The organism is Sphingomonas sp., from assembly GCF_017744835.1.
Taxonomy (GTDB): Bacteria; Pseudomonadota; Alphaproteobacteria; order Sphingomonadales; family Sphingomonadaceae; genus Sphingomonas.
Map to the genome: position 1 here is coordinate 77,349 of NZ_JAGIAM010000001.1, position 22,156 is coordinate 99,504.

24 protein-coding genes and 1 tRNA gene are annotated in these 22,156 nt (G+C 67.7%); 16 read left to right on the plus strand and 9 right to left on the minus strand.

The window, feature by feature from the left end; translation table 11 throughout:
• Window positions 1-346 precede the first annotated feature (346 nt).
• The gene (locus tag J7500_RS00225; RefSeq protein WP_294060636.1) at window positions 347-988 is read left to right on the plus strand and encodes a toxin-activating lysine-acyltransferase; all 642 of its coding nucleotides are present in this window, start codon (window positions 347-349) and stop codon (window positions 986-988) included.
• 14 nt (window positions 989-1,002) lie between these two features.
• Window positions 1,003-1,722, plus strand: coding sequence for a DUF6445 family protein (locus tag J7500_RS00230; protein ID WP_294060638.1), 720 nt, complete (start codon window positions 1,003-1,005; stop codon window positions 1,720-1,722).
• On the opposite strand, the gene J7500_RS00235 is transcribed toward J7500_RS00230, so the two are convergent.
• The 3 genes from J7500_RS00235 to J7500_RS00245 are packed head-to-tail and all read right to left on the minus strand — an operon-like array spanning window position 1,719 to window position 6,870.
• A complete protein-coding gene (locus J7500_RS00235) occupies window positions 1,719-3,233 on the minus strand; it encodes a tryptophan halogenase family protein (RefSeq protein ID WP_294058972.1) in 1,515 nt (504 codons plus the stop codon). The two genes, J7500_RS00230 and J7500_RS00235, sit on opposite strands and share 4 nt — an antisense overlap.
• On the minus strand, window positions 3,230-4,696 hold the full coding sequence (locus tag J7500_RS00240) for an HlyD family type I secretion periplasmic adaptor subunit (protein ID WP_294058973.1): 1,467 nt from the start codon (window positions 4,694-4,696) through the stop codon (window positions 3,230-3,232). Before J7500_RS00240 ends, J7500_RS00235 begins: the two co-directional genes overlap by 4 nt.
• The gene (locus J7500_RS00245; RefSeq protein ID WP_294058974.1) at window positions 4,693-6,870 is read right to left on the minus strand and encodes a type I secretion system permease/ATPase; all 2,178 of its coding nucleotides are present in this window, start codon (window positions 6,868-6,870) and stop codon (window positions 4,693-4,695) included. The genes J7500_RS00240 and J7500_RS00245 overlap by 4 nt, the downstream gene beginning before the upstream one ends.
• Before the next feature lie 420 nt (window positions 6,871-7,290).
• On the opposite strand from J7500_RS00245, the gene J7500_RS00250 reads away from it, so the two are divergent.
• The 5 genes from J7500_RS00250 to J7500_RS00270 all read left to right on the plus strand — a co-directional run bounded on the left by J7500_RS00250 (window position 7,291) and on the right by J7500_RS00270 (window position 11,678).
• Window positions 7,291-8,166 (plus strand): UDP-2,3-diacylglucosamine diphosphatase, encoded by an 876-nt coding sequence (locus J7500_RS00250; protein ID WP_294058976.1) that lies wholly within the window; start codon window positions 7,291-7,293, stop codon window positions 8,164-8,166.
• Window positions 8,167-8,183: 17 nt separating this feature from the next.
• Complete coding sequence (locus tag J7500_RS00255) at window positions 8,184-9,206, plus strand: glycosyltransferase family 1 protein (protein WP_294060639.1); 1,023 nt, start codon at window positions 8,184-8,186, stop codon at window positions 9,204-9,206.
• Window positions 9,207-9,309: 103 nt separating this feature from the next.
• Window positions 9,310-9,984, plus strand: coding sequence for a DUF1013 domain-containing protein (locus tag J7500_RS00260; protein WP_294060641.1), 675 nt, complete (start codon window positions 9,310-9,312; stop codon window positions 9,982-9,984).
• 93 nt (window positions 9,985-10,077) lie between these two features.
• Complete coding sequence (locus J7500_RS00265; RefSeq protein WP_294058978.1) at window positions 10,078-10,938, plus strand: dienelactone hydrolase family protein; 861 nt, start codon at window positions 10,078-10,080, stop codon at window positions 10,936-10,938.
• 110 nt (window positions 10,939-11,048) lie between these two features.
• Entirely contained in the window at window positions 11,049-11,678 is a 630-nt protein-coding gene (locus J7500_RS00270; RefSeq protein ID WP_294058980.1) for a glutathione S-transferase family protein, read from the plus strand.
• Between the two features lie 176 nt (window positions 11,679-11,854).
• On the opposite strand, the gene J7500_RS00275 is transcribed toward J7500_RS00270, so the two are convergent.
• The 3 genes from J7500_RS00275 to J7500_RS00285 all read right to left on the minus strand — a co-directional run bounded on the left by J7500_RS00275 (window position 11,855) and on the right by J7500_RS00285 (window position 14,051).
• Window positions 11,855-12,052: a DUF1289 domain-containing protein gene (locus J7500_RS00275; RefSeq protein ID WP_294058981.1), complete on the minus strand. Its 198-nt coding sequence runs from the start codon at window positions 12,050-12,052 to the stop codon at window positions 11,855-11,857.
• A 17-nt stretch (window positions 12,053-12,069) separates the two neighbouring features.
• Window positions 12,070-13,506 (minus strand): DEAD/DEAH box helicase, encoded by a 1,437-nt coding sequence (locus tag J7500_RS00280; protein WP_294058982.1) that lies wholly within the window; start codon window positions 13,504-13,506, stop codon window positions 12,070-12,072.
• 92 nt (window positions 13,507-13,598) lie between these two features.
• The gene (locus tag J7500_RS00285) at window positions 13,599-14,051 is read right to left on the minus strand and encodes a hypothetical protein (RefSeq protein ID WP_294058984.1); all 453 of its coding nucleotides are present in this window, start codon (window positions 14,049-14,051) and stop codon (window positions 13,599-13,601) included.
• A 64-nt stretch (window positions 14,052-14,115) separates the two neighbouring features.
• Between J7500_RS00285 and J7500_RS00290 the strand changes: the two genes are divergently transcribed.
• From J7500_RS00290 to J7500_RS00300, 3 genes are read left to right on the plus strand one after another with little or no spacing between them, the layout of a single operon-like run.
• Complete coding sequence (locus J7500_RS00290; RefSeq protein ID WP_294058986.1) at window positions 14,116-15,564, plus strand: FAD-binding oxidoreductase; 1,449 nt, start codon at window positions 14,116-14,118, stop codon at window positions 15,562-15,564.
• Window positions 15,565-15,617: 53 nt separating this feature from the next.
• Window positions 15,618-16,397, plus strand: coding sequence for a SapC family protein (locus J7500_RS00295; protein WP_294058987.1), 780 nt, complete (start codon window positions 15,618-15,620; stop codon window positions 16,395-16,397).
• 2 nt (window positions 16,398-16,399) lie between these two features.
• Complete coding sequence (locus J7500_RS00300; RefSeq protein WP_294058989.1) at window positions 16,400-16,945, plus strand: cytochrome b; 546 nt, start codon at window positions 16,400-16,402, stop codon at window positions 16,943-16,945.
• Between the two features lie 186 nt (window positions 16,946-17,131).
• Here J7500_RS00300 and J7500_RS00305 read toward each other — a convergent pair whose 3' ends face one another.
• Entirely contained in the window at window positions 17,132-17,977 is an 846-nt protein-coding gene (locus tag J7500_RS00305; protein ID WP_294058991.1) for an N-formylglutamate amidohydrolase, read from the minus strand.
• A 117-nt stretch (window positions 17,978-18,094) separates the two neighbouring features.
• Between J7500_RS00305 and cpdR the strand changes: the two genes are divergently transcribed.
• The 4 genes from cpdR to J7500_RS00325 all read left to right on the plus strand — a co-directional run bounded on the left by cpdR (window position 18,095) and on the right by J7500_RS00325 (window position 19,562).
• Window positions 18,095-18,469 carry a cell cycle two-component system response regulator CpdR gene (cpdR, locus tag J7500_RS00310; protein WP_294058993.1) on the plus strand — a complete coding sequence of 125 codons (375 nt, stop codon included), beginning with the start codon at window positions 18,095-18,097 and terminating at the stop codon, window positions 18,467-18,469.
• A gap of 60 nt (window positions 18,470-18,529) precedes the next feature.
• Window positions 18,530-18,604 (plus strand) — tRNA-Val (locus J7500_RS00315).
• Between the two features lie 107 nt (window positions 18,605-18,711).
• A complete protein-coding gene (locus J7500_RS00320) occupies window positions 18,712-19,359 on the plus strand; it encodes a methyltransferase (RefSeq protein ID WP_294058994.1) in 648 nt (215 codons plus the stop codon).
• Window positions 19,356-19,562 carry a hypothetical protein gene (locus J7500_RS00325; protein WP_294058995.1) on the plus strand — a complete coding sequence of 69 codons (207 nt, stop codon included), beginning with the start codon at window positions 19,356-19,358 and terminating at the stop codon, window positions 19,560-19,562. The genes J7500_RS00320 and J7500_RS00325 overlap by 4 nt, the downstream gene beginning before the upstream one ends.
• 25 nt (window positions 19,563-19,587) lie before the next feature.
• Here J7500_RS00325 and J7500_RS00330 read toward each other — a convergent pair whose 3' ends face one another.
• The gene (locus J7500_RS00330) at window positions 19,588-20,205 is read right to left on the minus strand and encodes a glutathione S-transferase family protein (RefSeq protein ID WP_294058997.1); all 618 of its coding nucleotides are present in this window, start codon (window positions 20,203-20,205) and stop codon (window positions 19,588-19,590) included.
• Between the two features lie 149 nt (window positions 20,206-20,354).
• Between J7500_RS00330 and J7500_RS00335 the strand changes: the two genes are divergently transcribed.
• Window positions 20,355-20,789 (plus strand): hypothetical protein, encoded by a 435-nt coding sequence (locus J7500_RS00335; RefSeq protein WP_294058999.1) that lies wholly within the window; start codon window positions 20,355-20,357, stop codon window positions 20,787-20,789.
• Here the strand turns inward: J7500_RS00335 and J7500_RS00340 are convergent.
• Window positions 20,786-21,787 carry an NAD(P)H-quinone oxidoreductase gene (locus J7500_RS00340; RefSeq protein WP_294059000.1) on the minus strand — a complete coding sequence of 334 codons (1,002 nt, stop codon included), beginning with the start codon at window positions 21,785-21,787 and terminating at the stop codon, window positions 20,786-20,788. The genes J7500_RS00335 and J7500_RS00340 overlap by 4 nt on opposite strands.
• A gap of 79 nt (window positions 21,788-21,866) precedes the next feature.
• Here J7500_RS00340 and J7500_RS00345 point away from each other — a divergent pair, with 79 nt between their 5' ends.
• On the plus strand, window positions 21,867-22,064 hold the full coding sequence (locus J7500_RS00345; protein WP_294060642.1) for a DUF1192 domain-containing protein: 198 nt from the start codon (window positions 21,867-21,869) through the stop codon (window positions 22,062-22,064).
• The last annotated feature ends 92 nt before the right edge of the window (window positions 22,065-22,156 follow it).

A 22,156-nucleotide genomic window follows, 5' to 3' on the forward strand; every position in this document is an offset into this window, starting at 1 on the left:
CCTGGCGCGAACGCGCCCTTTTGGCCGCCCGTATGCGCATTCGCCCGAATCCCCCCTGTGGGACAGGCGATCAACCTGCCACAGTGGCAGGCAAAGGCAAGTCACAAGCACATCGGTTTTCGACGAAAATCAGCATAAGGAACAGTATAGTTCCCAATCGACCCAATACGGGACAGAGCCGTAACACAGTTGAAACCGATCGTACTCGCTGCCTCCGCCGAATACCGGGAGCTTAACCATCGGCCATACAAATTACACCAAGGAAACGATTGCTTTGGATTGACTCGCGCCCGGCCAAAACTAGACCTTGGGGACAGTGAAGCTGACCAGGAGGGGCAGGGTGACCATGGGCAAGAACGGCAAGGGCAGTGCCGCGGGAGAAACGCAGGCAGTGGAAGAAAACACCGGCCCCGCGGCCGAGGCGCAGGCGGCGCAGCAGCTCGATCCCGCGGTCCTCGCCAAGATCGCCGAGCTCCGCACGCACGTGCGCGAGAGCTTCGGCAAGACCGTGATGGCGATGATGGTGCTGCCGCGCTACCGCAACCAGACGCTCGCCGACCTGCAGCATCTCGTGCTCGAGCCGCTGCTCCGCGACCGGATCGCGATCGCCTATCCCAGCGACAAGGACGTCAGCCCCGCCAACGACATCGCCGGGCTGGCGATCTGGGCGAGCGTCTCCGAAGAAGTCGATGCGCGCATCCGCGAGCAGATCAAGGCGGGCACCTTCCCGGTGCGCCTGAAGTCCGAGGACTGGACCTCGGGCGATCGCAACTGGCTGCTCGACGTGATTGCGCCCGACAAGCGCTCGACTGCCAATGTCATCGCCAACTTCAAGCAGGTGGTGAAGCAGGGCAGCCTTCGCCTCCACCCCATGGTCACGCGCCTGGTCGACGAAGAGACGCTGCGGAAGATGGGCGCCGAGAAATTCGCCGACGCGCCTGCGCCCGCCCCGGTGGAGACCGCGCCCGAAGGCGAGACCATCAACTGAGCGCTCCGGAGCAGCTGCGGCCGGATTCTCCGTTCCGCCGCGCCGAGGCTCCTTCGCTCCGCATCCTGCGCATGGGGCGCGGCGGCGAGCCGGTCGCCGTGCTCGACGGCGTCTTCGCCGAGCCGGGAGCGATCATCGAGACAGTCGCGCGCCGTGGCGAATTCTCGGCGGCGCCGGTGCGCGAGGGCGGCTACCCGGGAGTCCAGGCCCCCGCTCCCGCCGCCTATGTGCGCGCCCTGCTCGCCGCCGCGGACGAGGCGCTGGCACAGCTGTTCGGCCACGCGGACGGCGCCATCGGCGGCATCGGCTGCGCCTTCTCGCTGGTAACCTTACGCCCCGAGCAGCTGCACCCGCTGCAGACCGTGCCGCACGTCGACATCGCCGAGGAGGACCGGTTCGCGGTCCTCCATTATCTGTGCGACCAGCCCTTCGGCGGCACCGCCTTCTATCGCCAGGATGCGACCGGACTCGAGCAGGTCAAGCGCGCCGACTGGCCCGGCTACACCGCGGCGCGCGATGCGGCGCTCGCGGCGCACGGCGCCCATGGCTATCCGAATGAAGCCACGCCCGGCTACACGGTCACCGCGCAGATCCCCGCACGCATGGACCGCATGCTCGTCTACCGCAGCAACACGCTGCACAGCGGGATCATCCCGGCGGACCTCCCGCATCCGGCCGACCCGCGGAGCGGACGCCTGACGGGCAACCTCTTCGGCATCTACCGTCGGGCTTAGGCCGTCGCCGGAATGGCGGCACCGCTCGCCGCCAGGAACTCGCCGTGGCTCGGCAGCCGATCGACCAGCCTGCGCGCGCCGCGCTCGACTTCCTCCAGCATCGCGCGCAGATCGCCTTCGGAAACCCGGTCGGCGAGCGGGTTGTAGCCGGCCGGGCGGATCCCCTGCCCCCACATCACCTGCAGCCACGAAGGCACGTCGAACAGCTCGAGGTTCTCGCGGAATATCCGGCCATTGCCGCGGAACAGCGCGATCTTCTGCGCGAGCGAATCCGGGAGGCGCATCGTCCGGCATGCATCCCACAGCGGTTCGCCGACGCGCTCGTTCGCGTGATAATGGAGGATCAGGAAGTCGCGGATCGCGGCATATTCGAATTCGGTCTCGGCATTGAACGCCGCGCGGTCCGCCGGGTCGACGCCTGCCCCCGGGAAATAGCGGAGCGCGCGGGCGATGCCGCTTTGCACCAGATAGATGCTGGTCGCCTCCAGCGGCTCGAGGAACCCGCCGGCAAGGCCCAGCGCGATGCAGTTGCCCTCCCACATCCGCGCGCGGCGGCCGGTGGTGAAGCGCAGCAGGCGCGGCTCGAGCAGAAGCGCGCCATCGATCGAGCCGAGCAGTTGTTGGCGCGCGGCATCGTCGCCGATGAACGCGCTGCAATAGACGATGCCGTTGCCGGCGCGGTGCTGCAGCGGGATGCGCCATTGCCACCCCGCCGGGCGCGCCGTCGCGCGCGTATAGGGCAATGGCTCGCCGCTATTGGCGCTCGGCACCGCCCATGCGCGGTCGCAGGGCAGCCAGTGCGTCCAATCCTCGAACGGCACGTCCAGCGTGCGCCCTATCAGCAGCGCGGCGAAGCCCGAGCAATCGAAGAAGAAGTCACCCGCCAGGGCGCGCCCGTCCGCCAGCCGGAGCGTGGCGATATCGCCGGTGCGGGGATCGCGCTCGACCCCGACAATGCGGCCCTCGACGCGCCTGACCCCAGCGCGCTCGGCGAAGCGGCGCAGGAAGCCGCCATAGGCCGTCGCGTCGATATGATAGGCATAACCGAAGCTCTGCCGCATCGGCCCGTCGGCGGGCGCGGGGCGATCGAACCGCCCCTCCCCCGCCGCCAGCGCGGTCGGCGAATAGGCCCACATCGGATTGGGATTACCCAGCGCGCGGCTGCGCAGCCAATAATGGTGGAACTGCACCATCCCGATCTCGCGCCCCACTGCGCCGAAGCCGTGGAAATAGCGCTCGCCCGGGCGCAGCCAGTCGACGAACTCGATCCCCAGCTTGCAGGTGCCGCTGGTCTCGCGGAGGAATTCGGCCTCGTCGATGCCCAGTCCCTGGTTGAAGACCGTCATCTGGGGAATGGTCGACTCCCCAACGCCGATCGTCCCGAGCTCCTCGGACTCGACCAAGGTGATCGAACAGGCCGGCGGCAGGAAGCGCGACAGCGCCGCCGCAGTCATCCAGCCGGCGGTTCCGCCGCCGACGACCACGATCGAGCGCTTGGCGCCCTGGCTCATCGCTCTCTTCCGGCTTCGTCCATGGTCTTGGCGATGGGGGAAAGCAGGTAGGAGATGATCCGGCGATGGCCGGTGACGATCTCGGCCTGGACGGCCAGGCCGGGGCCGATCACCACCTGATGCCCGTCCGCGGCTATCGCCCGCTTGAGCAGGCGAATGCGCGTGGCGTAGACGAGGCCCTGCTGCACCGGTCGCCCCTTCTCGTCACGCTGGGGCGTTCCCGGCTGCGAAAGATCGATGGCATCGCGGCTGATGCTCTCGACAACGCCGGGCACCACCCCGTAATCGGTGAAGGGAAAGGCCTCCAGCTTGACGCGCACCTTCTGGCCGACGCGGATGAAGCCGATGTCGCGGTTGAGGATATTTGCCTCCACCACCGGCTGCGCATCGTCGGGCACGACCACCATCAGCGCCTGCGCGGGCTGGACGACGCCGCCGATCGTGCTGATCGCCAGCTGCTGAACGGTGCCCGCGACGGGCGCGCGCAGGGCCTGATATTCGCGGCGCCGCGCCGATTTGGTCACTTCCTCGCGCGACACGCGGCTCTTGTCCTGGCCCTCGACGACTTGCGTCAGCGCGCCGCGCCCGAAGCTGCCGCGAAGCTGGCGGAGCTCAGCATCGGCTTCGGCGATCTGCGCCCGCGCGCGCTCGGCGTTGGCGCGCTGCACGGCGATGTTCTGGATGTGCTCGACGCGAAGCTGCTCATATTCGAGCAGCTTGAGCTTGGAGAAATAGCCTCTTTTGGTGAGGTCGACGCGTGCCGCCAGTTGCTGGTCGACCAGAGGCAGGGTGCGCTCCAGCTTGGCGATCTCGGCTTGGGCGGCGAGCAGGTCGGCGCGGTGCTGGGCCCGGCGCTGCTCGATACCGGCGCGCTCGCCTTCATATTCGGCGATCGCCGTGCGGACATAGTTCTGCTGCGACTGGGCGATCGCGGGATCGGTTCCGCTCGGCGCCACGAAGCGCGCCGGCCGCCCCTCCAGATGCGCGACCAGCGCTGCATTGCGCGCCGTCTGCAACTCGCTGGTGAGCAGCCCCGCCGATGCGGCCGCCTCGTCCGCGCCGACCAGCGTGGGATCGAGCTCCACCAGCAACTGGCCGGCGCTGACGTGCTGCCCGTTGCGGACATGGATCGCACGGACATAGCCGAGCTCGACCGGCTGGATCAGCTTGACGTTGCCCGCGGGGATGACCTTGCCCGATGCAGTGGCGATCACGTCGACCTTGCCGATGAGCGACCAGAGCAACGCGACCGCGAACAGCCCGCAGATCCCCAGCATCAGATAGCGCAACCCGGGGCTGGGCGGCTTCTCCATGATTTCGAGCGCGGCCGGCAGGAACTCATGGTCGCTGCGCGGGCGTGCCGCGGCATCGGCTTGATCCTGCATCCTCCAGCTTTCGCGCAGCACCACCAGATGCCGCGCGATGGCGGGGAAGCGCGAGGCGAAGCGTTCGGACAAGCTCACGCGCGCGTCCCCATCTGCTTGGCGTAGAGCTGGGCGTAGCGACCGTCTGCGGCGAGCAATTCGGCGTGGCTCCCCATTTCGGTCACTTCGCCGGCTTCGATCGTGATGATGCGATCGCACTGGCGCACCGCGGAGAGACGATGCGCGATGATGATCACCGTCCGACCCCTGGCGATGCCGGCGAGGTTGGTCTGGATGATCTCCTCGCTCTCCGCGTCGAGCGCGCTGGTCGCCTCGTCGAGGATGAGGATTCGCGGATCGTTGATCAGCGCGCGCGCGATCGCGATGCGCTGGCGCTGGCCGCCCGAGAGATTGCCGCCGCGCTCGTCGATCTGCGTGTCATAGCCGTGGCTGAGCTGGAGGATGAACTCGTGCGCGCCGGCGAGCGTCGCCGCCGCCATCACTGTCTCCATCGGCCGCGTAGGATCGGCCAGCGCGATGTTCTCGCGCACCGATCGGTTGAACAGGATATTCTCCTGCAGCACCACGCCGATCTGCCGCCGCAGCCAGGCGGGGTCGACCAGCGCGAGATCGACTCCGTCGACGAGGACGCGCCCCTGCTCGGGCACATAGAGCCGCTGCGCCAGCTTGGTGAGCGTCGACTTGCCCGAGCCCGAAGGCCCCACGATCCCCAGCATCTCGCCCGGCCTAATGTCGAGCGAGATGCCACGCAGAGCCTCGGGCGCATCGGGCCGGTAGCGGAAGCGCACCTTGTCGAAGCTCACGCCGCCACGGATCGGCGGCAGGCTCGCGCGGCTGGCGTCGTGATCGGGCTCGGCGGGGGTGTTGAGAACATCGCCGAGCCGATCGACCGAAATGCGGATCTGCTGGAAATCCTGCCAGAGCTGCGACAGGCGCAGGATCGGCGCGGCGACGCGCCCCGACAGCATGTTGAAGGCGACGAGCGATCCGACCGACAGGTCGCCGGCGATCACCTGCTTGGCGCCGAAATAGAGGATCGCCACGGTCGTCAGCTTCGAGACGAGCTGGATCAGATGGCTGCCCCAATTGGCGAGCTTGGCGACGTCGAAGCCGATGCTGGTGTAGCTCGAGAACAGCTTCTCCCAGCGATCACGCATTTGCGGCTCGACCGCCATCGCCTTGAGCGTGCCGATCCCGGTCACGCTCTCGACCAGGAACGACTGGTTCTCCGCCCCGCGCCGGAACTTCTCCTCGAGCTTGCGGCGCAGCACTGGCGAGATGACCATCGAGATCGCGACATAGAAGGGGATCGAGATCACCACGATCAGCGTCAGCAGCGGGCTGTAGACGAACATCACGGCGAAGAAGACCAAGGTGAAGAACAGGTCGAGCACCACGGTGACCGAATTGGACGTGAGGAACTCGCGTATCCGGTCGAGCTCGCGCACCCGCGCCACGCTGTCGCCCACGCGCCGTGCCTCGAAATAGCTCATCGGCAGCGAGAGCAAGTGACGGAACATCTTGCTGGAGAGCTCGCTGTCGACTCGATTGGTGGTGTGCGCGAACAACCAGTTGCGCAGCGCCGACATCGCCGTCTCGAAGATGAGGATCACGGCGAGCCCGAAGGCGAGGACGTCGAGCGTCGTCATCGACTGGTGCACCAGCACCTTGTCGATCACGAGTTGGAAGAACACCGGCGAGACCAGCCCGGTGAGCTGGAGGAAGAAGGAACCGATCAGCACGTCGCGCAGCGGCGAGCGATATTTGACCAGCGCCGGAATGAACCAGCTGACGTCGAAAGGCCGCTTCTCGCCCGCGACTGCCTCGCGGCTGGTCAGCAGCAGGACGCGCCCGGCGAAGCGGGCGTCCATGTCGTGCCCGCTCCAGATCTCGGGCCGCTCGGCGTCGCCGCGCTGGATCAGGTAGCGCGGATTGATCGCCTCGTCCTCGACGCGAAGCAGCAGCACTGCGCCATCGCCGATTTGGAGCAAGGCGGGTAGCGGCAGCTTGCCCAACTCCGCGACTCGCGCGCCGCGAAGCCGCGCGATCAGCCCGAGCTGGCGCGCGATCCGATTGAGATCTTCCAGCGAATAGGGATCGTCGCCCTTGCCGCGATTATGCGCGATCTGGTCCGGGTCGGCGGGGACGCCGAGGAACTTGGCGAGCAGCACGAAGCACAGCAGCGCCGGATCGACCCTGCCCCGTTCGGGAACGGCAGCGGTGCCGGGCTCGGGGCCGGCACTCTCCGCCAACCCCGCCTCACTCACAAGTCAGCCGGCCGCCGTTCGCCTCGCGAACCGCCGCTCCCCCCACGACAACCACGCGAATTACCCCCGCAATGTCACGGTGTTCGACTGCAACGCCAATGCGGCTTTACGGCCGATCCCCAAATAGACCTAACCCAGCGGCAGCGCCCCTGCCAAGCCGGGAAGGATCAGAACGTCACAAATAGCTGAACTATATTACGGATAAACTTACGGACTCTGGCGACGCCAAGACCGGCATCCTCCTGGTGCTCGCATGATGGACACCCAAGCGAGTGCGCTGAAATCGCGGGAGCATCAAAGGGCGATTCCAATAATTTGGGCCCGTAGTCGTACGGACCCGCCCAACGATTCCAGTTGTAACATTCCCCGGGCATAGGCTGCGCAGCCACAAGCTGGGGAATGATCATGGCAACGGTCACCAGGCTCCCGTTCGACGCAGCGCAACTCGCCGATTTCCACGCGACGCAGCCCGCCATCCCGGAGCGCGTCGTCGCGGGGCGGCGCCAGTATCGCACGATCTGGATCTCGGACGTCCATCTCGGCACGCGCGGCTGCAACGCCGAGATGCTCATCGACTTCCTCGACCATGTCGACAGCGAGAAGATGTACCTGGTCGGCGACATCATCGACGGCTGGGCGCTGCGCAAGCGCTTCTACTGGCCCGCCGCGCACAACGACATCGTCTGGCGCGTGCTCAAGCGCGCCAAGCGCGGCACCGACGTGGTCTATATCCCGGGCAACCACGACGAGATGTTCCGCCAGTTCACCGGACTCGACTTCGGCGGCGTGCGGATCAAGCGCCAGGACATCCACGAGACCGCCGAAGGCAAGCGCCTGCTCGTGCTCCACGGCGACGAGTTCGACGCGATCACGCTCTCGCACCGCTGGCTCGCCCACCTGGGCGACGCCGCCTATGAGGGGATGATGGCGCTCAACCGCTGGCTCAACCGCGTGCGCCGCGCGTTCAACCTGCCCTATTGGTCGCTCAGCAAATACGCCAAGCAGAAGGTGAAGAACGCCGTGTCGTTCATCTCCAACTTCGAGGAAGTGGTCGCGCACGAGGCGGCGCACCGCAATATCGACGGCGTGATCGCTGGGCACATCCACAAGGCGGAGATGCGCGAGATCCACGGGGTCCGATATTACAACGACGGCGATTGGGTTGAGGGTTGCACCGCGCTCGTCGAGCATTACGACGGTACCATGGAAATTCTCCATTGGGCCGAGGAGATGGCAGCGCGAGACGCGCCGGAGTCCGAGGTCAGACTGGCGGCGGCGTGACGGCGGAGGGCGAGGCCGTGCGCATCGCGATCGTGACCGATGCCTGGGAGCCCCAGGTCAACGGAGTCGTCCGCACGCTCCAGTCGGTGCGGCGCGTGCTGGAATCGCAGGGGCACCAGGTGACGGTGATCTCGCCCGATCTCTTCTATTCGCTGCCGTGCCCCACCTATCCCGAGATCCGGCTGGCGCTCGCCCGCGTGGCGGAAGTGGGCGCGATGCTCGACGACTTCCGCCCCAACGCGATCCATCTCGCCACCGAGGGGCCGCTGTGCGTCGCCGCGCGGCGCTGGTGCATCCGCCACGGCCTGCCCTTCACCACGGCCTATCACACCCAGTTCCCGGACTATGTCTCGGCGCGCTCGGGCGTGCCTGCGGAGTGGATCTGGCGCTACATCCGCTGGTTCCATGCCCCGAGCCAGGCGATCCTCGCCTCGACGCCGTCGATCCGCCAGTCGCTGGTCGAGCACGGGCTGACCAAGGTCAAGCACTGGGGGAGAGGCGTGGACCTCGCCAATTTCCGCCCGGGGCTGGAGCCGCATCCCAGGATGGCCGGGCTCGAAGGGCCGGTGCAGCTCTATGTCGGCCGCGTCGCGGTCGAGAAGAACCTCGAGGCGTTCCTCAAGACCACGCATCCGGGCACCAAGGTGGTGGTCGGCGACGGCCCCGCGCGCGCGTCGCTAGAGGCACGCTTCCCCGAGGCGAAGTTCCTGGGGCCGATGTTCGGCGCCGAGCTCGCCCAGGCCTATGCCGCCGCCGATGTCTTCGTCTTCCCGAGCAAGACCGACACCTTCGGGCTGGTGATGATCGAGGCGCTGGCGTGCGGCGTCCCGGTGGCCGCCTATCCGGTGACCGGGCCCATCGACGTGCTCACGCCCGAGACCGGGGCGATGGACACCGACCTCACCGCCGCGATCGCCCAGGCGCTCACCCGCGACCCCAAAGCCTGTGCCGATTACGGCCGCGGCTTCACCTGGGAAGCCAGCGCGCGCCAGTTCCTCGGTGCGCTCTGGCCGATGGACGATCAGGAGGAGGCGGCCTGATGTCCAATTGCGAACTTGCCCTTGGCGGCGACCCGCACTAAGTCAGGCAGCGTGACCGGCCGCCCGTGAAGGGCGGCCCTTATTGTTTCTGGAGACTTCGACCGTGGCCCAGCCGCTGATGCCGCATGCGACCGCTTCCTGGCTCGTCGACAACACTTCGCTCTCGTTCGAGCAGATCGCCGACTTCTGCGGGCTGCACATCCTGGAAGTGCAGGCGATCGCCGACGACACCGCCGCGACCAAGCTGACCGGCCGCGATCCGGTGCGCGCGCACGAGCTCACCATGGAGGAGATCGAGAAGGGCCAGAAGGACCCCGACTACCGCCTCAAGATCCAGAAGGGCCCCGAGCAGGTCCGCCGCACCAAGGGCCCGCGCTACACGCCGGTCTCCAAGCGCCAGGACAAGCCCGACGGCATCGCCTGGATCCTGCGCAACCACCCCGAGATCTCGGACGGCGCGATCGGCAAGCTGATCGGCACCACCCGCACCACGATCGCCGCGATCCGGGATCGCAGCCACTGGAACATCGCCAACATCACGCCCAAGGACCCGGTGACCCTGGGCCTCTGCTCGCAGCGTGAGCTCGATGCGCTGGTCGCGAAGGCCGCCAAGGCGGCCGGCGTCGAGGCGCCGACCGACACCCGCCTCGAGGGCGACCGCGAGGCACTGATCGAGCAGCTCCGCGCCGAGCGCGACGCGCACAGCCGCGAGGCCGAGGAGGGCGAAGAGGAAGCCGCTCCGGTCGAGCACACCGCCGAGACGCTGTTCAAGCACTGAGATCGTCCCCCCGCATGACGCGGGGCGACGACGCATGGTAAAGCGCCGCCTGGCGACTCGGCATGTGCCGGGCGGAAATCCAGGGGAGGCCGCATGTGTGACGAACTGACCGCCGCGGACAATGAACGTTTCCTCGGCGACGCCATGTCGCGTCGTAGCTTCGGAATGGGCACCGCGGCCGTGGGCGTGGGTCTGGTGCTGCCGAGCTGCGCCGATGCCAAGCCGGTGAAGGGCCGCGACGTCACCATCGCGACGCCCGACGGCACCGCCGACGCCTATTTCGTCGCGCCGGCGACCGGTACCCACCCGGGCGTGCTGGTGTGGCCCGACATCATGGGCCTGCGCCCCGCCTTCCGCCAGATGGCCGACCGGCTCGCCGGCGCCGGCTATGCGGTGCTCACCGTCAACCAGTTCTATCGCGGCACCAAGGCGCCGTTCCTCAAGCCCGGCGAATCCTATGATCAGCCCGAGGTACGCGCGCGGATCACGCCGTGGCGCGAGGCGCTGACGCCGGCTGCCACCACCAGCGACGCCAAGGCGTTCGTCGCATGGCTCGATGCCCAGGCCGAAGTTGATCGGAAGCGCGGTATCGGCAGCACCGGCTATTGCATGGGCGGCCCGATGGTGATGCTCACTGCCGCGGCGGTGCCAGGCCGTGTCCGGGCCGGCGCGACCTTCCACGGCGGCGGCATGGCCACCGACGAGATGCTGGCGCTGATCCCGCAGATGAAGGCGCATTTCCTCATCGCCATCGCCGAGAACGACGATGCGCGCGCGCCGGGCGACAAGGACAAGCTCCGCGCCGCCTTCGCCGCGGCGAAGCTGCCGGCGGAGATCGAAGTCTATCCGGGCACGCTCCACGGCTGGTGCCCGCCCGACAGCCGCGTCTACAACCACGACCAGGCCGAGCGCGCCTGGGGCCGGCTGCTCCACCTGTTCGAAACGGCGCTCTGAAGCCCTTTATCCTCCCCTTGGGGGGATTGAGCCCTTGATGCCTTGACGCCGACCCGGCTCGATGTTCTTCTAATGTTCCGACACGCCGAGTCGTCGGATGGAGGGATGCCATGGCGGACGAGCTGATTTTCTACACCAACCCGATGTCGCGCGGGCGCATCGGGCGCTGGATGCTCGAGGAGAGCGGGGCAGACTATCGCACCGAGCTGCTCGACTATGCCTCGACGATGAAGGATGCCGCCTATCTGGCGGTCAATCCGATGGGGAAGGTCCCCGCGATCGTCCACAAGGGCAAGGTGGTCACCGAATGCGCGGCGATCTGCGCCTATCTGGCCGAGGCCTTCCCCGAGGCCGGGCTCGCCCCGACGCCTGAGGAACGCGCCGACTATTACCGTTGGCTCTTCTTCGCCGCGGGCCCGCTCGAACAGGCAGTGACCAACAATTTCGCCAAGTTCGATCCCTCGCCCGAGCAGCGACGGATGTTCGGCTATGGCAATTACGCGCTGGCGGTCGACGTGCTCGAGCAGGCGGTGCGCGCGCACCCCTATATCGCGGGCGATCGCTTCACGGCGGCGGACGTCTATGTCGGCTCGGCGATCGGCTGGGGCACGCAGTTCGGCACGCTCCCGAAGCGCGACGCCTTTCTCGATTATTTCGCGCGGCTCACTGCCCGCCAAGCCTATCAGCGCGCGACCGAGAAGGACGATGCGGCGATGGTGGCGATTCCTGCGGCGGGGTGAGCGAGTCCGGAGTTCCCGACGAACCGCGCCGCTTGAAAGATAGGATTTCGCTTGCTTGACTGCACTGGCCGGGACTCGCTGGCCCGCTCTTTGACTTCGTCGATCCTTCGAACCGCGCGTAACATCATTTCATCTGCGCGCAACTTAATGCCACGATTCGCGGGAAAAGTGGGAAGCTAGGCTCCGCCGCGCGCCAGTCTGGCCCTCCGCGTCGGCAGCTCGGTCATTACCGATTCGCGGTCGGCGGCAGTCGTGCTCGCCCAGCGGACGATCTCGTCGATCGTGCGCGCGCAGCCGAGGCACCAGCCGGTGGCCGGATCGATGCGGCAAAGATTGACGCAGGGCGAAGCGATCGGACCGGCGGGCGCCGCCATGGCGCGCCTCGCCGGGCTCAGGCCTCGATCGTGTAGTTGAGGAAGTCCGGCATCGGGCCGTTCCAGCCGTCGTCGGGACCGTCGTCCGCCTGCTGCGACGGGCGGCGATCGCCGCGGCGCGGCCGCTCCGCGGAGCGCTCCTCGGTACGGCGCGGCTTCTCCGCGGGCCGCTCCGTCGAGCGTTCCTCGGTCCGACGCGGCTTCTCCGCCGGCCGCTCATCCGTCCGCGCCTCGGGCTGGGGCTCGGCCGCCGCCTTGGGCTTGCGCCCGCCGCGCTCGCGCCGGGGCTTTTCCTCGCGCTTGGCGGGTGCGGCCTTGGCATCTTCGCTACCCACCGGGTTCGGCACGCGCTCGATCTTGTGCCCGGTGAGCTTCTCGATCTCGGCGATGTTCTCGGCGTCCTCGGGGGCTACCAGCGTATAGGCGGTGCCCGTCGCGCCCGCGCGCCCGGTGCGGCCGATGCGGTGGACGTAATCGTCGGGGTGCCAAGGCGCGTCGAAATTATAGACGTGGCTGACGCCCTTGATGTCGAGCCCGCGCGCGGCGACGTCGGAGGCGACGAGGATGTTGACCTCGCCGGCCTTGAAGCGGTCGAGCTCGGCGATGCGCGCCGACTGGTCCATGTCGCCATGGATCTCGGCCGACCGGAAGCCGTGCTTCTTGAGGCTCTTGTTGAGCTCGCGCACCGTCGTCTTGCGATTGCAGAAGATGATCGCGGTGTTGACGTCGTCCTCACGCAGCAAGGCGCGCAGCGTCTCGCGCTTGGCGAAGGCGCCGCCCTTCACTTCGACGATGCGCTGGGTGATGTTGATGTTGGTCGACGCCGGGCGCGCGACCTCGACTCGCTTGGGGTCGTTGAGGAACTTGTCCGCCAGCTTCTTGATCACCGGCGGCATCGTCGCCGAGAACAGCAGAGTCTGCCGGTTCTTGGGCAGCTTGGTGCAGATTTCCTCGATGTCGGGGATGAACCCCATGTCGAGCATCCGGTCGGCCTCGTCGATCACCAGCAGGTTGCAGCCGGTGAGCAGGATCTTGCCGCGGCCGAACAGGTCCATCAGCCGGCCCGGGGTCGCGATCAGCACGTCGACGCCCTTTTCGAGCGCCTTGACCTGGTCGCCCATCTGCACGCCGCCGATGAGGAGCGCCATCGAGAGCTTGTGGTTGGTGCCGTATTTCTCGAAATTCTCGGCGACCTGCGCGGCGAGCTCGCGCGTGGGCTCGAGGATGAGCGAGCGCGGCATCAGCGCGCGGGTGCGCCCTTCGCCCAGGATGTCGATCATCGGCAGCACGAAGGCGGCGGTCTTGCCCGTGCCCGTCTGGGCGATGCCGATCAGGTCCTTGCCCATCAGCACCGAAGGAATCGCCTGGCGCTGGATCGGAGTCGGCTCGGTATAGCCGGCGGTCGTCACCGCGCGCAGAAGGTCGTCAGAAAGGCCGAGATCGGCAAAGCTCATGCGGTTTTCCGGAAAACGGGCGCAGTTTCCCACGCCACCAAAGCGTTCACGCGCTTGCGGATTTGGCGCGCGATGTCAAGCAGGAGTGCGGCTCACTTCGCAGGTTCGAGTTCCACGAGCCGGTCGACTCCGCACAACCGGCCCGAGCGCAGGCGGATCGAATCGCGCCCGGAGCACATCTTCTTGTCCTCGGTCGGCTTCATGTAGAAGCCCTGGTAGAAGCCTAGCGCCGGGCAGTCCTTGCTCAGCTTGGCGCGGAGCAGCTTGCCGTCCTTGAGCTGCAGGTCGACGCTGTCGAAGCGATTGACGGTGAAGCCGGCGATCCGCTCCATCTTTACGCAGTCCCATTTCTTCTTCTCGACCATCACGGGCGCGCGGCGGATGATCACCGTGGTCGAGGTCACGCTCATGCGCGGTACGTGCAGGATCACGCGCTGCTGCATCAGGCTCACGGCCGAATCCCACTCGACCGGGCGCGCCACCGGAGTGGCCGGCGCGGCGAGGAGCAGCAGAAAGCCGGAGGCGACGGGCAGCGGATTGGGCATTGCGGGCGTTGCTTCTAGGCCCCGGGTTTGAACAGTCGATGAACTGGGCTAATTGCCCGCCATCATGACTCCAGCACAATCCCGGCTCGTCGAGCAAGTCCGCGAACGCTTCGGCCCCAAGACGGCGGTCACCGATGCGGATGCGATCGCCCCTTGGCTCACCGATTGGCGCGGCCGTTTCCACGGGCAGGCGGGGGCGATGTTCGCGCCCGCGAGTACCGAGGAAGTGGCGGCGATCGTCCGGCTGGCGGGCGCGGCGGGCGTGCCGCTCGTGCCCCAGGGCGGGAACACCGGCATGGTCGGCGGCGCGACGCCACCCGCCGACGGATCGGCGCTGCTGCTCACGACGCGCCGGATGAACCGCATCCGCTCCCTCTCGCCCGAGAGCAATCTCGCGGTCGCCGAGGCCGGGGTGATCCTCGCCGACCTGCGCGGCGCGGCGGAGGCGCAGGGCCGCCGCTTCCCGATGGACCTGGGCGCGCGCGGCAGCGCGACGATCGGCGGGCTGGTCTCGACCAACGCCGGCGGCACGCAGGTGCTGCGGTTCGGCACGATGCGCAGCCTCGTCGCGGGCGTCGAGGCGGTATTGCCCGACGGTTCGATTCACGAGGGGCTCGCCGCGCTCAAGAAGGACAATCGCGGCTATGACCTCAACCAGCTGCTGATCGGCGCCGAGGGCACGCTCGGCATCGTCACCGCCGCGACGCTGCGGCTGGTCCCCGGCATGGTCGCGCGCGCCGTCGCCTGGGTAGGCTTGGCGAGCCCCGCCGCCGCACTCGCGCTGCTGCGCACGCTCGAGGCCCGCACCCAGGCGATCGAGAGCTTCGAGATCATCCCCGACGCGACGCTGCAGCTCGTGCTGGGCCATGTTCCCGGCAGCCGCGCGCCGCTCGAATCGCGCCAGGCCTGGCATGTGCTGATAGAGGCGGTCTCGACCGATGTCGCCAGCGAGGCTCCCGCCGCGCTGCTCGAGCGGCTGCTCGGCGCCGCGCTCGAACAGGGGTTGGCGGCCGATGCCGTGATCGCCGCGAGCGAGGCGCAGGCGGAGAGCTTCTGGCGCATCCGCCATTCGATTTCCGAGGCCGAACGCGCCGCCGGCCCCGCGCTCCAGCACGATATTTCGGTGCCGGTCGACGATATGCCGCGCTTCATGGTCGAGGGTGGCTCTGCGGCCGAGGCGCGCTTCCCCGGCACGCAGGCGGTGGCCTATGGCCACCTCGGCGACGGCAACGTCCATTTCCACGTCCGCGCCCCCGCGGGAGTCGATGCCGACCGCTGGTACAAGGAGGAAGGGCCCGCGATCACGCGCTTCGTGCACGACATGGTCGTCGCGGCGGGCGGCTCGATCTCGGCCGAGCACGGAATCGGCCAGATGAAACGTGCCGAATTGGAACGGCTTAGCGCGCCGGTGCGCATCGCGGCGCTACGCGCGATCAAAAGCGCGCTCGATCCGGCCGGAATTCTCAACCCCGGCAAGCTGGTGACGCTTGCGCCGGAACTGCGCACACCATAGACCCTGCCGGGGATCGCTTCACCAATTCTGCAATTATTTTCCAGGAGAGTATGATGGCCAGCGCGCCACAGCAGTCGCTTCCGCTGTTCTACAACCGTATCGAGCCGCTTTCGAGCCAGCAGCACGCCGAGTTCCGCGTCCGTACGACCGACAAGGCGGGCTTCCTCGCCAAGCAGCATGCCGTGCCGGTGACGGTGGAGGAATTCCCGCTCGTGCAGCGCTACATGCCGATCGTCTTCTCGGTTGGTGAAGACCCCGTGCCGCTGGCGCTGATGGGCCTCAACGAGGGCGTGAACACCTTCTTCGACGAAGAGGGCAAGCTGCTCGAGCCGAACTTCTACGTTCCGGCCTATGTCCGCCGCTATCCGTACCTCCTTGCGCGCCTGCGTCCCGACAGCGACGAGCTGTCGCTCTGCTTCGACCCGACGTCGGACACGATCGGCGCGTTCGAGGAAGGCGAGAAGCTGTTCGACAACGGCGAGCCCAGCGAGCTCACCAAGAACATCCTGCAGTTCAACGAGCAGTTCGAACAGGCGGGCGCGCGCACCGCGATGTTCATGAAGGAGCTCCAGGAGCTCGGCCTGCTGATCGACGGCGAAGTCTCGATCCAGCCCGAAGGCGCGGCGCAGCCCTTCGTCTATCGCGGCTTCATGATGGTCGACGAGAACAAGCTCAACGAGCTACGTGGCGACCAGCTGCGCAAGATCGTCCAGAACGGCATGCTGCCGCTGATCTATGCGCATCTCTTCTCGCTCTCGATGATGCGCGACATCTTCGGGCGCCAGATGCGCATGGGCAAGATGCCCGAGCCGCAGCTCGTCAACCCGGCCTGAACATGATCGAGCGCGGCGACCGCTACAGCACCGGCGCGATCGTCCTCCACTGGACGGTCGCCGTGCTCATCCTCGTCAATCTCTTCATCGGCCTCTTCCACGAATCACTGCTGGAAGGGGTGCGGGTGATGCCGCTGCACAAGTCGATCGGCGTCACCGTGCTGGTGCTCAGCGTCGCTCGCCTTGCCTGGCGGCTCGCGCACCGGCCGCCGCAGCTGCCCGACGGCATGGCGGCCTGGGAGAAGACGCTCGCCAAGGGCGTGCACTGGGTTTTCTACCTGCTCATGCTGGCGATGCCGCTCACCGGCTGGATCTTCTCCTCCAACCCTGCCCGCCCGCGTCCGTTCGACTGGTTCGGCGTGTTCCAGCTTCCGCTCCTGCCCGTGAGCGGCGGCGCGGCGGCGGCCGCGCACGAGGCGCACGAGCTGCTCGGCTGGCTGATGACGGCGCTAGTCCTGCTCCACGTCGCCGCGGCGCTGCGCCACCATTTCATCCAGCACGACAAGGTGCTGGTGCGCATGGCCCCCTGGTTCCGGCGCAACGCCTGATCGCACTCCGGCAACGCTTGCCCGCGCTCGCGGCGGAGCCCTTGAACTAACGGGCGTCTCACTTATATTCTCACCTGTACGGTGTCGTGTCCCCCCTTTCGCGAGGCCGTACGGCACGCCCTCGGGCGTGTCTCCTCCCTGAACCTTGGCCACCTCGTGGGTAACCACGAGGTGGTTTTTTATGTGCTATTCGGCAGCGACCGCGCCGGGCAGTGCCTCGTCGGCGACGGCATCGATGATGGCGCGGAGCAGCGCCGCCGTGGCGGGCAGGCCCGCACCGGGGCCGTCGAGCGCGGCATCGAGATAGAGCGTCCGGTCGAACTCGAGCTGGATGGCGTGAATGCCGCCGCGCGGATCTGCGTGGCGGTCGAGGATATGGCCGCCCGAATAGGGGGCGTTCGCCGCCGCCGCCATGCCGTGCGCGCGGGCCACGGCCTCGATCCGCCCGAGGAAACGCGCGCCCGCCGATTTCCCGAACCGGTCGCCGAGCACCAGTCGCGGGCTCCGGTCCGCGGGGCCGAGCGGTGGCATCGAATGCACATCGAGCAACAGCGCGACGCCGAAGCGAGCGCGCGCCGCCGCCAGCGCCTCGGCGATCGCCGCATGATAGGGGTGGTGGTCGACGATGATGCGCGCGCGCACGTCGTCGTCGCTCAGCCGGTGCTGCCAGATGTCGCCCGAATTGCCCGCGCGCCGTGGCACCAGCCCCAGCCCGCTGCGCAGCTTGGCCGAGAGCGGCTGGCCCAGGTTGGCGGCGCCGTCGTCGAGCCGCGGGTCGCGCTCGTGCTCGGCGCGGTTGAGGTCGATCCAGGCGCGCGGCCGCTGCGCCACGAACAGTGTCTCGGTACGACAGGCCTCCAGCGCCAGGAGGTCGGCATAGCGGTCCTCGAGTACGCGCAGCGCCGTGAGCGGGACGCGGATCGCGGAGCGGAGCGCCAGCGGATAGTCGCGCCCTGCATGCGGTACCGAGACCACAACCGGCGAAACCGGTTCGATCGGACCGTGCCGCACGAAGGAAGGCGATGGCGTCACATGCATTGCCTATGCCCGCGCTGCCGCAGCGGCAATGGTTTGCGACCGATCGAGCTGGAAAATCTTAAGCCCTTGGCGCATAAGATAATGCCCGGTGTTTGGGTTAGGTAAGGTCGAATGATCCGTATTCTGCTGGCCGAGGATGACCGCGTGATGCGGGAATACCTCACCCGTGCGCTCGAGCGTTCGGGATATGCGGTCAGCGCCGTCGATCGCGGCACCGAAGCGATTCCGCTGCTCGAGGCCGAGAAGTTCGACCTGCTGCTCACCGATATCGTGATGCCCGAGATGGACGGAATCGAGCTCGCCCAGCGCGCGAGCGAGATGGCGCCGGAGATGCGCGTGATGTTCATCACCGGCTTCGCGGCGGTGACGCTCAAGGCCGGCAAGCAGGTGCCGCAGGCGCGCGTCCTCTCCAAGCCCTTCCACCTGCGCGACCTGGTCCTGGAGGTCGATCGCCTCTTCGAGGCGGAGAATGTCGGATTAAATTGATTTCCCGCACGAGGGCGCTTGCGCGGGCGAAAAAGCCCCGCTAAGGCGCACCCTCCTTGGGGGCGTGTAGCTCAGTGGTAGAGCACTGTGTTGACATCGCAGGGGTCGCAAGTTCAATCCTTGCCACGCCCACCATTTTCTAAAGCCTCGGAAATCCAGCGGATTTCCGAGGCTTTTGCTTTTCCGGGCGCGGCTGCCCGCAGCCCGGCGAAACTCCCCGCCTGCTCGGGCATTCGGCGACGATGGATCTCGCCCAATCTCTTCCGCAGGCCGCGGCGCGCGACGCCGATGACGCGCTGCTGCGCCTCCTGAAGCTGCTGGAGAGCCGGCGCTATCGCTTCGTGACTCCCACGCCCGCGACGCACGCGCGGGTCCTTGCGCGGCCCGACGGCGGCGCCGCGCGCGATCTCGCCGACGTGCTGGGCTGGAGCAAGCCATTCGAGCCATCGATGCTCGACCGCGAGATCCTCGAACTACTCGACAGCGGCGGCGCGCTTGAGCGGCTCGCGGACGGGCGTCTACGCAGCCGCTTCCGCGTCTCCTCGCTGCACGACCGCCTCTATCTCCATTCCGCCTACCCGACCGAGCACGCCGATTCGGTCTTCTTCGGGCCCGACTCTTATCGGTTCGCGGACCTGATCGCCGCTGAACTCGCGCGTGCGCCGGCGCGCGAGGCGGCCCGGATCGTCGACATCGGAACGGGCGCGGGCGTGGGCGCGCTGGTCGCTGCCGCCCATTCTCCCGCCGCGCGCATCGCCGCCACCGACGTGAATGGCGCGGCGTTGCGGCTCGCGCGGATCAATGCGGCGGCGGCGGACTCCTCGGAGGGCAGCTTTCGATCGAGATCGCCCGCGCCGGCGTGTCGCGGCTGGCGCGCGGCGGGCGCATGATCCTCTACACCGGCAGCGCGGTCGTCCGGAGCGAGGACCGGCTAGGCGCCGCGCTCGCGTGGCTCGCCCAGGAGCAGGCCGTCTCGCTCGCCTATCGCGAGCTCGATCCAGATGTCTTCGGCGAGGAACTGGAGCGACCCGCCTATGCCGAGGCGGATCGCATCGCAGTGGTCGCGGCGATTTTCTCCCGAGCCGCACCATAGGGCAGCCGAGAGGATCGGCACACGGCTAGTCGGTGATCGCGATGTGCCGGGGCTCGGCTGCGACGCGCGCCAGCCATTCGCGGACATGAACGTGCGGACGGAGGTCGAACCCACCCTCCTCGGCCACATGGGTATAGGCGTAGAGGATCAGGTCGGCGAGGCTCAGCCGTTCGCCCACCAGCCAGGGCTGCTTCGCCAGATGCGCGTCCATCAGCTGGAGCGCCGCCTCGCCGCCTGCCAGCTTGGGGCCGAGCTGGTCGCGCTGGAGATCGGAGAGGTTCGCCTCGCCCAGCACCGTGCGCCAGAAACGCACCGTCGCGATGTTGGGCTCGTGGTTGTACTGCTCCCAGAAGAGCCAGTGGAGCATGTCGGCGCGCTCGAACCGGTCCTCGGGGATGAGCGGGCTGCCGTCGGCGAGGTAGAAGGCGGCGGCGTTGCTCTCGGGCAGGAAGCGCGTGCCGTCCTGGAGCACCGGGATGCGGCCGTTGGCGTTCACTTGCGCCAGGAACTCGGGGGTGCGCGTCTCGCCCTTGGTGATGTCGTACTGGCGACGATCGAGCGGCACGCCGACTTGCGCGGCGGTCAGGCGAATCTTGTAGCAGTTTCCCGACGGCGCATATTCGTGGAGGACGAAAGAACCCATTGCTTGCTCCCCTTTTCGGACGCGCCGTCCTTCAGCGTGCGGCGGGCGCCGGTCAAACAAATTGGCAACGCGAAACGATAAGCCCGGCTTGTCATCCCGCACGTCGGCGGCGCCTCTATAAGAGTCGAAGGATAGTATTCGGGGTACCCATGCCGCTGCGCCAGCTCTACGACCAGCATCTCGAGATATACCGGCTGGGCGACCAGCTGCTCGAAAGCGTCGCGACGGACACGCCCGACATCACCGTCGTGCTCGGCGCGCGCCGCACGCTCTCGCAGGCCACGGCGCGGCATATCGCGCATGAAGCGCGGCTCGCGCTGGCGCCGCTGAGCGCGAGCAGCGATCCGCTCGATCGCGCACTCGCCAGCCGATACACGAGCGCGATCCTGGCGATGCGCCAGAAGACCAGCGCCGTGGTCGCCCACTGGACGCCCAAAGTGATCGGGGCCGATCCGGCGGGCTATCGGCGGGTGCTGGAAGTGCAGCTCAAGGCGCTCGCCGAACAGGGCGCCTGGGAGGAAGCCGAATTCCTGCCGGCCGCCGCTCGCCTTCACGCCGTGGCGCCGCTGCGCAAGGCAGGCTAGTCGCTCACCTTCAAGACGATCTTGCCGATGTGCTCGCCCGATTCCATCCGGCGATGCGCCTCGGCGGCCTGGTCGAGCGACCAGACCGAATCGATCACCGGCTTCAGTCGCCCTTCGATCACATGCGGCCAGACCGCGCGGTGGAGCTCGTCGGCGACCAGGCTCTTGAACGCCGTGTCGCGCGGGCGGAGCGTCGAGCCGGTGAGCACCAGCCGCTTGCGCATGACCTGCCAGATCGGGATTTCGGCCTGCGCGCCGCGCTGGACCGCGATCGAGACGTGCCGCCCGTCGTCGGCCAGACACTTGAGGTTGCGCGGGACATAGTCGCCGCCGACCATGTCGAGCACGATGTCCACGCCGCGCCCGCCGGTAAACTCGAGCACGCGCTCGACGAAATCCTGGGTGCGGTAGTTGATCGCCTCGGCCGCACCGGCGGCGCGCGCGGCAATGCATTTGGAGTCCGATCCCACGGTCACGATGACCCGCATCCCGAACAGCCGGGCGAGCGCGATCGCCGTCATGCCGATGCCGCTGGTGCCGCCATGGACGAGCAGCCAGTCGCCCTCGTCGGCATAAGCGCGCTCGAAGACGTTGGTCCACACGGTGAACAGCGTCTCGGGAATCGCGGCGGCTTCCTGCATGCTCAGCGCCTCCGGCACCGGCAGGCAGGTGCCATAGGGTGCGACGGCATATTCGGCATAGCCGCCGCCCGAGATCAGCGCACAGACCGGCTGGCCGATCAGGGCTTCGTCGAGCCCCTCGCCCACTGCGACGATCGTGCCCGCCACTTCCAGCCCGGGGATCGTGGGCGCGCCCGGCGGCGGCGGATAGAGGCCCAGCCGCTGCATCACGTCGGGACGGTTCACGCCCGCGGCGGCAACCTTGATCAGCACTTCCTCCAGGCCCGGGCGCGGCACCGGCCGCTCGACGGGCACCAGCACTTCGGGCCCGCCGGAGGTGTCGGGATCGATCGCGCGCATCGTTTCGGGCACGGTCATCGGCTCGTCGCTTTCGGGTACGGAACGGGTCGGAGGCGTTATTGACATCGGCTCGGGCAGGGTCAACGTTCGCTGCGTGATGGACGCCGACGAAAATCTGCCGCGTCGCAAGGACGACCTCCTCCTCCAGCTCGCGCGGCAGGACCTCGACCCGCTCTCGGTCGACGAACTCGAGGAGCGCATCGCCGCGCTCGAGGCCGAGATCGCGCGAAGTCGCACGAAAATAAATCGCGCCATTAATCACCGCGCAAGCGCAGACGCTCTATTCAAGAAATGAGCGTGACGGCACCGGAGCTGGGCAGACACGCTGCAAAACTCCGGTGCAGGGCCAGCACGCTTGATGCGCGGCCCAGCCATCCCGACATAGTG